The sequence below is a fragment of the Bacteroides timonensis genome, from assembly GCF_000513195.1.
GTDB classification, from domain to species: Bacteria; Bacteroidota; Bacteroidia; order Bacteroidales; family Bacteroidaceae; genus Bacteroides; species Bacteroides timonensis.
The window spans coordinates 21428-34062 of the sequence record NZ_CBVI010000001.1; the positions used below are offsets into that span (position 1 = coordinate 21428).

At 43.0% G+C, this 12635-nt stretch carries 6 protein-coding genes; 4 read left to right on the forward strand and 2 right to left on the reverse strand.

The window, feature by feature from the left end; translation table 11 throughout:
- Window positions 1-243: 243 nt before the first annotated feature.
- Together BN161_RS00055 and BN161_RS00060 are read right to left on the reverse strand one after the other, a co-directional pair.
- Window positions 244-2703 (reverse strand): glycoside hydrolase family 31 protein, encoded by a 2460-nt coding sequence (locus tag BN161_RS00055; RefSeq protein ID WP_044261985.1) that lies wholly within the window; start codon window positions 2701-2703, stop codon window positions 244-246.
- A gap of 103 nt (window positions 2704-2806) precedes the next feature.
- Complete coding sequence (locus BN161_RS00060; protein WP_044262363.1) at window positions 2807-5926, reverse strand: two-component regulator propeller domain-containing protein; 3120 nt, start codon at window positions 5924-5926, stop codon at window positions 2807-2809.
- Window positions 5927-6690: 764 nt separating this feature from the next.
- Between BN161_RS00060 and miaA the strand changes: the two genes are divergently transcribed.
- From miaA to BN161_RS00080, 4 genes are all read left to right on the forward strand, one after another.
- A complete protein-coding gene (miaA, locus tag BN161_RS00065; RefSeq protein WP_044261986.1) occupies window positions 6691-7611 on the forward strand; it encodes a tRNA (adenosine(37)-N6)-dimethylallyltransferase MiaA in 921 nt (306 codons plus the stop codon).
- A gap of 79 nt (window positions 7612-7690) precedes the next feature.
- A complete protein-coding gene (locus BN161_RS00070; RefSeq protein WP_007212750.1) occupies window positions 7691-8617 on the forward strand; it encodes a diacylglycerol/lipid kinase family protein in 927 nt (308 codons plus the stop codon).
- Window positions 8618-8653: 36 nt separating this feature from the next.
- The gene (kdsA, locus tag BN161_RS00075) at window positions 8654-9454 is read left to right on the forward strand and encodes a 3-deoxy-8-phosphooctulonate synthase (RefSeq protein ID WP_044261988.1); all 801 of its coding nucleotides are present in this window, start codon (window positions 8654-8656) and stop codon (window positions 9452-9454) included.
- Between the two features lie 289 nt (window positions 9455-9743).
- A complete protein-coding gene (locus BN161_RS00080; RefSeq protein ID WP_044261990.1) occupies window positions 9744-12581 on the forward strand; it encodes a M16 family metallopeptidase in 2838 nt (945 codons plus the stop codon).
- Window positions 12582-12635: the final 54 nt, after the last annotated feature.

A 12635-nucleotide genomic window follows, 5' to 3' on the forward strand; every position in this document is an offset into this window, starting at 1 on the left:
AATCTTCGTGTTCCCATTTGCTACGGTCAATGTTACATCCCGTCTTTTCATGTTACATAAACTTACATTGATGTAACATACGCTCAAAAAATGGCTCTGGTCAGCCCTAAACCAGCACCTTACCTTTGATTTACCTCCATCATTCATGTCCCCTGGCCTTAGCCTATCATCAATGCCGATGATGCCCACCATCAATACCATTGATGATAGACATCACACTCAAAGTGAAGTTACTCCATCTGGTCAAAGTTTTACCGTCACCTTCTTTCCTGTATAAGTAACCGTCTTGCTGTTGCCGTCCGCTGTCTTCACCGTAAACTGGCGTTTTTCGAGCATGCCGTTATATTTTCCCTTGCGTGCACCGATAGTGAGCGTACGGGAAGCATTATTCCATGTCATAGGAATTTCCGTATATGCTCCTGATTCATAGTTATAATTATCAAACTCATCTTCGTAAAGGGTGAAACTGCCATTGGCACCTGCATACACTTTCAACTCAAGATTATCCCAAGCTTTTTCTGTCGCATATTGCACATCGGGGCCGATGGGAACAATACTTCCGGCTCTGACGTAAAGTGGAATCATATCAATAGTCGTTTCTCTTGATATTTCCTGACCACCATCATATTTCTCATTAGTCCAGAAATCATACCATACAGTGCCTGCGGGCAGATAAATCTTTGCAGTTTTCTTTGTAGTGAAGTCTACTGTCATGCTGCCTTTGCTCTTATTTTTATTGTCATCCCTGTCCCAGCCTGTCTCTTCCGATGCAGTAGCTGCCACTTCCGGAGTGTATTGCGCTTCCACAATCGGAGCCACCAGGATAGACTTGCCAAACATATATTCGTCATTCATGTCCCACACCTTCTTGTCATCGGCAAAATCCATCATCAGCGCACGCATAAAGCTTGACTGCTTATTGGTGACCTGCCAGGAAGTAGAATATATATAAGGTAACAGAGAATAACGCAAACGGATAGCTTTTTCGATAGCATCGTAAATGGGTTCTCCTTTTTTTCCAAACTGATAAATCTCTCTCGGAGCTTCCGTTCCGTGCGAACGCATCATCGGATTGAACGCTCCAAACTGTACCCAGCGTACGTATAATTCCTGATAGGACGGATTCTTTGTAGCTGATCCATCATTCCATCCCTTGTTGTAATGGCCTAAGAAGAAGCCCCCGATATCACTATTGAAGTTGGGATTTCCCGTAAGGGTAAAGTTCAGCCCGGCAGGTATCTGTTTACGCAATGATTCCCAGGTAGAAACGATATCACCCGACCATACATTACATCCGTAGCGCTGCTGCCCAGCAAATCCTGAACGGGTAAGAATAAACACACGCTTGTCTGAAGTCGTAGCTCGTTGGTGATCATAAACACCACCTACGGCCATCAACGGATAGGCACTGCGTACTTTGCGGAATGAGCCTAAATAGGTAGGTGTATCAAAATCTTCGGGTTTTGCATCCAGATGATCCGGTTCGGTGGAGTCCATCCACCATCCATCCATACCCAAATCATAGAGGCGAGTCAGATGTTTCCAGTAAATATCACGTGCAACGGGGCTGTAGGCATCATAAACTCTCACGCCCGACAGATAGTCTTCCCTGGGAGGCCACGTATCAGTGCCTGCAAGAGGCCAAGTCCTGAAATTAAACAATAGTCCTTTTTCATTCAGCTCCTTATAAGGCTTGGTCTGTGGACCGAATGAAGACCAGATCGTGATAATCATGTGCGCATTCTTTGCATGAATCTCATCCAGCATCTGCTGAGGATTATAGTAATTACCATCCAAAAATTCCATTGCATTCCACAGGTAATTACTACCCCAGTACTGCCAATCCTGCACGATACCATCCAGGGGAATCTGTAATTCACGGTATTTGTTCAGTACGCCCAGTACTTCATTCTGACTTTTATAACGCTCTTTGCTCTGCCAGTAGCCATACGTCCACAAGGGGAACATGGGTACTTGCCCGGTAAGAGTACGCATTTGGGCAACTACGCCATCGGCATCTCCACCATACATAAAATAGTAGTCTGTGCAATCACCAACTTCCGATTCAAATGAAGTCTCATTCTCATCGTCAGCAAAGTTGGTCGGAGAATAGTTATCCCAGAAAAGACCATAGCCTTTCACGGATTGGAAGAAGGTGATTCCGTCTTCCACATTGCCCGGCATCAGATACTTCCGTTGGTTACGTTGCGACATTTTACCATTCTGAAGTATTCCCAATCCATATATAGCCTCCTCTTTTTCAAGCGTAAAGGCCTGGCGAACTTTATAAGTGCCCTCATCGGCTTTGCCCTTATTCGGATAAAAAGAAGGAGTTCCCTTTTCTGCCAGTAATTCGTTGTTTTTTGTATCGGTGAAGCGTACCGTTCCATCGGTCTTGTTTAAAATAACAATCATATCAGACGTTTTCAATCTGACATCATCTCCCTGTTCCTTAAAATCAATCTTAGTTTGTTCCGGCACCAATGTTACGGAAAGACTTTCTTTGTCCGGCATCTGATCCTTTACCGAAGGATACTTCACTATGCGGACAATAGAAGGAGAATAAAAAATAACTTCTGCATTGAAGTTTCCTTCCACCACATTTACCTTTACACCCTGTGGCGTCCTATTCACATTTTGCGCCATCAGTAAACCGGATACTAAAAGAAATATACCGGTAATTCCTACTTTTACTTTTCTCATGATATTTCGTTTAAAATTTGAATTATGAGGGCAAAAGTAGCCTGAAGCCTATAAAGCACGTGGTACAAATGTTGCAAGAAGCAACAATCTCGTTGAAATGTGACTATTTCGGTTGTTCTTTCAGACTATTAACGTACTGCAAAGGACGCATACCAAACTCTTCCTGAAAACATTTACTCAGATAACTGGATGTACTGAACCCAACCCGGTCGGCAACTTCGGCCACCGTATGTCCTTCTTCCAAAAGTTGTGCGGCACGTTTCAGACGAATGGAACGGATAAAATTTGTCGGTGTCTTTCCTACCACTGAAACCAGTTTTCGATACAGACCCGTGCGATCCATTCCCATGTCCCGACTCAATACCTCTACTGAATACTCAGGATTGTCCAGATTCTGTTCTACAAATTTCAAAGCCTTACGAAGAAACAATTCATCGGCTGCCGATAGCAAGGAGTTGTCCGGCTCAGCTCCCGGAGTTGCTTTCAGTTGTTCTTTCCTTTTCTCCTGCTGTTCCAGCAACTGGCGCATATTCATCAACAGTTCTTCCAAAGCCAATTCATTTTCAGCAGGCGACAGAGGAGACAGGACTCCTTCCGAAAGCTGGTCAACCAGTTCCTTTAGTTCTACGGCATTATTCTGTATTTCCTTCAGTTGCAATTTGGTTCTGCCTTCATCCGTATGTTTTAAAATGGTATCCAAGGGAGAGATTATACGACTGATAGGTTCTGCCAGTTCCTGATTGATGTTTTGCAAGAAAGTGGACTTCATTTCATCCAGTTTCTCTTTTTGCTCACGTACCAGTTTTCGGCGTTTGTGTCGTATATATACAAAAACTATGGCGATCAAGCTTCCCGTTGCGAACAGAAAATAAAAGAGATAAGCATAAGTGGTTTTCCAAAACGGAGCTTTTACGGTTATTTCAATTTCCGCATATTTTCCCGTCCACGACTCACTATTATCAGCGGCTTGCACTCTGAAAGTGTAAGTGCCAGGCGGCAAGTCAGTATAAGTGGCAGTCCCCTTACCATCGGAAGAGCGGATTTCTCGTTCCAAATAGTCAATACCCGTCAGTTGGTAACGATAATAGGTCTGTGTGGGATTGATATAATTCAAGGCGGAAAACTCTAAAGTGAAAAAGTTCTGATCATAGTTCAAGATAATCTCTTTGGTCAAGGTTATAGGGTGTTGAAGTATCCTGTTACCATGATACATTTTTCCACTTTCCACACGTTCACCAAACAGATCAAAGCCCACGAATAGAGGTGAGGCATACGCCCGCTCCGTTGTGGTATGAAGTGGGACAAACTTATTAAATCCATTAATGCCACCCCAGTAGAGAGTTCCATCTTCTGCGACAAAAGAGGACCGCTCGCAGAATTCATCCGTAATCACACCATCGTACTGATTGAAATTAGCAAACGAATATCGCATCTGTTCTCCCTCTCCCGTTACAGTGATACGTGTTATCCCGTTAGAAGTAGATACCCAGATAGCATGATCTTGTGTTTGAATGATGGAACGGATAGAGTTATTGACCAAGCCGTCCGTGGTATGAAACGTTTTTTGTTGTCCGGTAGCTGTGTTATAAAGCAACAACCCATCTTCCAGACCAATCCATATTTGCTTTTGCCGGTCTACAAAGATGGAAGTACACACATGAAAACTGGGGTTAAAGGTATATTCTTTTGAGGTACAATCATAAACAAACCAACCTTTCCGTGTAATGCCTGCTAAACGGTCCTTCCCCAAAGATGCCAATTGGTAGACAGTCAAATTATCCGTCTGAGGTAGTCCCTGCTCCTTTTCATATTGTCCGGTTTCGGGAGTAAATGTACCGAAACCCTGATTTTCAGTACATAAATACAGAGTTCCGTCCGGTTGCTCCATAATAGAATGAATTGTCTGGCCGGACAACGGATAATATCTGGTTTTTCCATCCGGCAGCATACAATAAAGTCCCTGTCCGATACTTCCCAACCAAGTACGTTGCCGACTGTCCTTAAACAGGGTATTGCAATTGACTGTGGACAATTCCTTGGAATATAAGTTTATGTCTCCATTAGAAAGATGATAGGAGAATAGTCCTTCCCGGGTTCCCACCCACATATTATCCTGGTTTTGTGCTGCAATGCAAGTTACATAAAGATTCATATTTTCCGTAACGGGAAACAATGTCCTGCCAATATTCTGAAAGCGGAAACGGTCCGGATGATAATACAGGATTCCCCGGTTCAAGGTCCCTACCCACATGCCACCTTGGCTGTCATTGTAAAGCGTACTCACTTCTGTATTTATATTGCGTCCGTCCACTAATTTCAAGGTTAGTATATATTGTTTTCTTTCCAGCCCCGCATCTATATTCCATAATCCTTTATGACAACTAATCCATATGCTTCCGTCTTTATCAACAGACAGGTAATTCAGCCAATAGCTTGTCTGCAACACGATGTTCCATTTTCTTCTTTCTACATCATAAGCCAACATTACCCCGCCCCTGTTACCATTGCATAACTGGTAGAAAGTATTCGTTCCCGGCACTACGTAAGATGTATTCCCATACACTCCTTCAGGAAGTTCATCCGACAGTTTCTGCCGATATATTTCCTTTTGTGACTCCATAGCGTAACAAATCAATAAACCGGAACGATAGAACAGATATAAGTTCCCGTCCAACACCCCAAGATCATAAACCTGATCGGTGGTATCTCCAATCGATGAAACACGATTCAGAAAAGTACTTGCCTGCAGAGTTGTCTTATCTATGCGTACCAAATCATCCTTATCCGTTATGACCCATAAATCCTTGGTCTTATCCATGAAAAAATCCTTCATCGGAGTATCTATCCCCCATAAAGCCAGCAAACTGTCCGGTCGCTCAATAAAACATTCACGTCCTATATCCACCACCATCAGTTGGCGTTGATTTTTAAGCCACATATATCCGTGAGCATCTATATATTCGTGATGAAATCCGGAATAGTCTGATAACCGGCAGATATCTTCCCGATCATAGTGCAGATAACTGAAATTAGTACCGTCATATAAGTTCAGTAATCCTTCCGTAGTTATCATCATGCGCCCGTCCGGCAACTGAGTGATATTGCGCACCTTATTTCCGGACAATCCATGCGTTCCGTTAATTGGAGTAAAGACACAATGCTTTTCCGCAATACCGGATAGTGGAAAAATCAACAGAAGTAGTAGAATCAATATGTATTTCATAGCTTGGCATATACTTTTAGTATTGCAAATATACATCTTTATCACCATATAAATGAGGTTGTGTTTTCACAAACACAACCTCACAGACCTAAAAATAATTAACTAACCTAATTTGGTAAACCTACTCACTGAAAACTGATAGTTTCATTTTACCTTTACCTAATTTCCCTATATTGACTAATCTTATCATTTCTTTTTTTATTTCTGCAAATTTATCCAATCCTCTGGAATACATCTGCATCATTTCGCTACACGTATTTATACTGGTATTACATACTTTCTCATACCTGTTACATATACTTTCAATGATGTAACATAGCCACGCAGCATATGGATATGGTATACAAATGAGGTATGAATGAAATGAATATTTCAATATCGAAGAGATGAGGTATAGACATAAAAAAAGGAGTACCGCTGTACTCCAACCTTTGTTAACCTTAAATCTAATACTATGAAAAACACAATGCAAAGGTACGCACTTTTTTGAAAGTAGCAAGTTCCGTGTGCGAAAACAACGCATTTATAACACCATTTAAGAGAAGACATTCTCTTTTTCACTTCCTTTTTCATATTTAGCTTTAAAACGAAGACAAGCTGCACTTTAGCATTAAAAATAATCAAGCTTATTTTGTATTGCTTTCGGTTTGCATTATCTTTGCTAATGCGAAGATAAGCGGCACCTCAGCAGTAAAAATAATCAAGCTTATTTTGTATTGCTTTCGGTTTGCATTATCTTTGTAGAAAAATAATCAAAACGACTTATGCCTGACTATGATTTGATAGCTATATTAGGTCCTACCGCTTCCGGTAAAACTCCCTTCGCCGCAGCACTGGCAGATGTTCTTGACACAGAAATCATCAGTGCAGATTCCCGGCAAATCTACCGTGGTATGGATCTCGGCACGGGTAAAGACCTGGTAGACTACACTGTGAACGGTAAACCAATCCCCTATCATCTGATTGATATTGCTGACCCGGGCTATAAATACAATGTTTTTGAATATCAGCGTGATTTTCTGATAGCGTACGAGACTATTAAACAAAAAGGGAAACTTCCCGTTTTGTGTGGAGGTACCGGTATGTATCTGGAATCCGTATTGAAAGGCTATAAGTTACTGCCAGTTCCCGAAAATCCGGAGTTACGTGCACGCCTTGCCGATAAATCCCTAGAAGAACTGACTGAGATGCTGAAACAATACAAAGCCCTGCATAATACTACAGATGTCGACACCGTAAAACGAGCGATCCGGGCCATTGAGATAGAAGAATATTATGCACATACACCGGTAGACGAACGGGCGTTCCCGGAACTGAACAGCCTTATCATTGGTGTAGATATAGACCGGGAATTACGTCGTACGAAGATATCCCACCGCCTGCGTCAACGTCTGGACGAAGGGATGGTAGATGAAGTACGACGCCTGATAGAACAGGGCATCCAACCGGATGATCTTATCTATTACGGTCTGGAATACAAGTATCTGACTCTGTACGTTATCGGCAAACTGACATACGAAGAGATGTACAAGGAACTGGAGATTGCTATTCATCAGTTTGCCAAACGGCAGATGACCTGGTTCCGGGGAATGGAACGACGCGGCTTTACTATCCATTGGATGGATGCCGGGCTGCCTATGGAAGAAAAGATTGCTTTTGTACAAGCGAAACTCGAAGGGAATTAGTATCTTTGGGGCAACAAAGACAAAGACTGCGGGGAGAGTACAAAAATGATTATGTAGGACTTTACTAAGAGATAACAATATGAGCGTAGAACCCGAAAAGTGGGGAGTGATATACAATCCCAAAGCCGGCACGCGGAAAGTGCAGAAACGGTGGAAAGAAATCAAAGAATATATGGACAGCCGAGGCGTGTCTTATGACTATGTGCAGTCTGAAGGGTTCGGATCTGTGGAACGTTTAGCCGGCATTCTTGCTAATAATGGATACCGCACCATTGTTGTGGTGGGCGGTGATGGAGCGCTAAACGACGCCATCAACGGTATCATGTCGTCCAATGCAGAAGATAAAAGAGAAATCGCCATAGGTATCATTCCCAACGGTATCGGAAATGACTTTGCCAAATACTGGGAAATGACTTCAGAATACAAAGATGCCGTAGATTGCATCATAAATAACCGACGCCGGAAGATAGACGTGGGATTTTGCAACTATTATGATGGTGAAAAGCATGTTACACGCTATTTCCTCAATGCAATCAATATTGGTTTAGGAGCCCGCATCGTGAAGATTTCCGACCAGACCAAACGTTTCTGGGGAGTAAAATTCCTGTCCTACCTCATGGCCCTCATCTCACTTTTCTTTGAACGGAAGCTCTACCGGATGCATCTCAAAATAAACGGAGAACACATCCGGGGACGTATCATGACGGTATGTATCGGTAGTGCATGGGGATACGGACAAGCACCAAGTGCCGTGCCGTATAACGGTTGGCTCGATGTATCCGTTATCTATCGCCCGGAGCTGCTACAACTCGTATCAGGACTGTGGATGCTTATCCAGGGACGTATTCTGAATCATAAAGTCGTGATGCCTTACCGTACCCAGAAAGTAAAAGTACTACGTGCACAAAATGCTTCGGTAGACTTGGACGGACGTATTCTCGACCGGCATTTTCCACTGGACATCGGAATTATGCATGAGGCGATAACATTGATTATACCCAACTAAGAATAACGATTAACGTTCACCATACACTAAATATTTATGATTGAATTAAAGAATAATCCTGCCGGAAATTTCTTTTTATTGGCAGGTCCTTGTGTGATTGAAGGAGAAGAGATGGCAATGCGTATTGCCGAACGTGTGGTAAATATCACGGAGAAATTACAAATACCTTATGTATTTAAAGGCTCTTATCGCAAGGCCAACCGTTCACGTCTGGATTCATTTATGGGAATAGGCGATGAAAAAGCGTTGAAAGTGTTACAGAAAGTACACGATACTTTTGGTGTGCCTACTGTTACAGATATACATTCTGCAGAAGAAGCCGCAATGGCCGCCGAATATGTAGATGTACTGCAAATACCAGCATTCCTTTGCCGCCAGACAGACATTCTGATAGCTGCTGCAAAAACAGGAAAGGTGGTTAACATCAAAAAAGGACAGTTCCTGTCTCCACTCGCCATGCGCTTTGCTGCGGAAAAGGTAGTAGAAGCCGGAAATAAGGAAGTTATGATTACCGAACGTGGAACAACTTTCGGATATCAAGACCTTGTTGTAGACTACCGTGGCATTCCTGAAATGCAAACCTTTGGTTATCCGGTCATTCTGGATGTTACACATTCTCTGCAACAACCCAATCAGACAAGCGGAGTGACAGGTGGTATGCCGCAGCTTATTGAAACCGTTGCCAAAGCCGGTGTTGCGGTCGGTGTAGACGGATTGTTTATTGAAACACATGAGCACCCTGAAATAGCCAAAAGCGATGGTGCCAATATGCTGAAGCTCGATTTACTGGAAGGACTACTGACGAAACTGGTACGGGTTCGTGAGGCGATAAAGTGATAATTTAGGGGAATGGGTACGCGGACGACGCGGATAAGACGGACGAACACGGATTTTAAGGGCTACGCCATGTTGAATGTAATATACCCCATAATATCCCATACGGAAGATAAAAAATCTGTGTTATCTGTGGATGAAAAATAAAAATCCGCGTTCGTCCGTCTTATCCGCGTCGTCCGCGTACCCACTCCCCTTAAATTATCATTCATATAAAAAATAGATCCTTTCTGTGATTTCTCCTCTCCCTCTTCGACAAATAGGTCAAGAAACAATTTTAATTTTCATCAACATGAAACATTTATTTCACAGTTTACTGGCAGTAGCATTCGTTCTATGTGCCGGTTTCCAACAAGCGGTAGCTCAGCAAATGCAGTTTCCGCCCCTTCCCGTGGACAAAAATGTCCGTATCGGCCAATTAGACAATGGCCTGACGTATTACATACGCCACAACAAATTACCCGAAAACCGGGCTGAGTTCTATATCGCCCAAAAAGTAGGTTCCATTCTTGAAGAACCGCAACAACGCGGACTTGCCCACTTCCTGGAACACATGGCCTTCAACGGTACTAAGAATTTCCCCGGTGATGATAAAGGCCTCGGCGTCATCCCTTGGTGCGAAACCGTAGGTATCAAATTTGGTACTAACTTAAATGCTTATACCAGCATAGACGAAACTGTTTACAACATCAGTAATGCTCCGATTGACCGCACCGGTGTATTGGACTCCTGTCTGCTGATCCTGCACGACTGGTCTAACTATATCCTGCTCAAAGACGATGAAATCGACAAAGAACGTGGTGTGATCCGTGAAGAGTGGCGCAGCCGCAATAGTGGTATATTGCGCGTCTACACCGATTTGCTTCCAACTATATATCCGGGTGACAAATATGCAGACTGTATGCCTATCGGCTCTATCGATGTGATCAACAACTTCCCTTATAAAGATATCCGCGATTACTATCACAAATGGTATCGTCCCGATCTGCAAGGTATCGTTATCGTAGGTGATATCGACGTAGACGCTGTAGAGGCTAAACTAAAGGCAGTATTCGCCGATGTACAAAAACCGATAAATCCGGCAGAGCGTACTTACTATCCTGTCGCTGATAATAAGGAACCCATCGTAGCCATCGGTACAGATAAGGAAGTAGACGACCCGTCGATTGAGATTTACTTCAAGCAAGACGCTACTCCTGATTCAGAAAAGAATAATGTAGGCTACCTTGCTTCACAATATATGACGAGCATGATCAGCAGCATGCTGGACGCCCGTCTGAACGAATTGGTTCAGAGTGCTAACCCGCCGTTTACCCGTGCAAGCAGTGACTACAGCGACTTCTTTGTAGCCAAGACCAAAGAAGCCTTTTCGCTTTCAGCTTCAAGCAAAGCCGACGGCATTGAAACAGCCTTGAAAACCTTACTACAAGAGACTGAACGTGCACGTCGCTTCGGTTTCACCGAATCAGAATATGCACGCGCACGCGCCAACTATTTGCAGAGTTTAGAGTCTGCCTACAACGAACGCGAAAAGACCAAGCACGGTTCTTACGTAAGAGAATATGTACAGAACTTCCTGAATGGCGAGCCTATTCCGGGAATTGAAGCTGAGTACGCTATGATGAACCAACTGGCTCCGAACATTCCCTTACAGGCCATGAATATGGTAATGCAGCAACTCGTTCCGGATAGCAATCAAGTAGTAATAATTGCCGGTCCTGCAAAAAAAGGCTTGAAATACCCGACAAAAGAAGAAGTTATCAGCTTACTGAAAGGTATGAAAGATCTCGACCTGCAAGCATACGTAGACAAAGTATCTGACGAACCACTGATGAAAGAAGCTCCGAAAGGTGGTAAAATCATTTCTGAGAAAGAAGGCGACATCTATGGTAGTACAAAATTAGTTCTTTCAAATGGTGTGACTGTCTATGTAAAGAAGACTGATTTCAAAGCTGATGAAATCCGCATGAAAGGTACCAGTCTGGGTGGTAAATCCATTTTCCCCGACAAAGACGCACTGAACTTCGCCGTTATGGACAACGTAATTGCTGTAGGTGGTTTGGGTAACTTTAGCCAAGTAGACTTGACGAAAGTACTGGCTGGCAAGAAAGTTTCCGTCAATGCCGGTCTGGGTGCTACCACAGAGAATGTATTCGGTACCTGCTCACCAAAAGATTTTGAAACGATGATGCAGCTGACATATCTCACCTTCACCGCTCCCCGTAAAGATACGGAAGCATTCGAATCTTTTAAAAATCGTATGAAAGCTCAATTGGAAAGTGCACAGGCAAATCCTCTTTCTTCTATAAACGACTCTTTACAGAAAGCAATGTACAATAATCATCCGCGCGTAGTAATGATGAAACCGGAAATGGTGGATCAGATTGATTACGACCGTATCCTGGAAATGTACAACGACCGTTTCAAAGACGCCAGCGACTTTACATTCTACTTTGTCGGAAACATTGACCTTGAAACAGCCAAACCACTGATTGCCGAATACTTAGGTGCACTGCCTGCCATCAACCGTAAAGAAACCTTCAAGGATACGAAGATGAGTATACGCAAGGGTGTGTACAAGAATGAATATGCCAAAGAGCAACAAACTCCTACAGCAACTATCGTATTCCTGTACAGTGGTAAAGCTCCTTATACTTTAAAGAATGACATTTTGCTGAGCTTTGCAACTCAGGTTCTTGATATGGTTTATACTGAAGAAGTACGCGAAAAAGAAGGTGGTACATATGGTGTAAACTGTTTTGGCGACTTACAGAAGTATCCGAAAGAACAATTATTGTTGCAGATTGTCTTCCAGACCGATCCGGCTAAGAAAGATAAACTGGCAGGTATTGTAGTAGACGAGTTGAAGAAACTTGCAGCCAAAGGACCGTCAGACGTACACTTGCAGAAAGTGAAAGAGTACATGCTGAAGAAGTATGCCGACAATCAGAAAGAAAACGGATACTGGATGAATAATCTGAACGATTACTTCTATTATGGCATGGATATGACAGAAGGATACACGGATATCGTAAATAGCATCACAGCTAAAGATATCCAGAAGTTTGTATCTGACCTGTTAAAACAAGGAAATGAAATTGAGGTGACCATGACGGTACCCAACAAATAGTGATAAAGGATAAGTGATTAGTGATAAGCGAGTGCATTCTTACTTATTACTAAT

What these genes read in the sequence shown, in the direction of transcription:
- BN161_RS00055 (WP_044261985.1), bottom strand. Translation starts at nt 2,703, where the DNA reads ATGAGAAAAGTAAAAGTAGGAATTACCGGTATATTTCTTTTAGTATCC.
- BN161_RS00060 (WP_044262363.1), bottom strand. Translation starts at nt 5,926, where the DNA reads ATGAAATACATATTGATTCTACTACTTCTGTTGATTTTTCCACTATCC.
- miaA (WP_044261986.1), top strand. Translation starts at nt 6,691, where the DNA reads ATGCCTGACTATGATTTGATAGCTATATTAGGTCCTACCGCTTCCGGT.
- BN161_RS00070 (WP_007212750.1), top strand. Translation starts at nt 7,691, where the DNA reads ATGAGCGTAGAACCCGAAAAGTGGGGAGTGATATACAATCCCAAAGCC.
- kdsA (WP_044261988.1), top strand. Translation starts at nt 8,654, where the DNA reads ATGATTGAATTAAAGAATAATCCTGCCGGAAATTTCTTTTTATTGGCA.
- BN161_RS00080 (WP_044261990.1), top strand. Translation starts at nt 9,744, where the DNA reads ATGAAACATTTATTTCACAGTTTACTGGCAGTAGCATTCGTTCTATGT.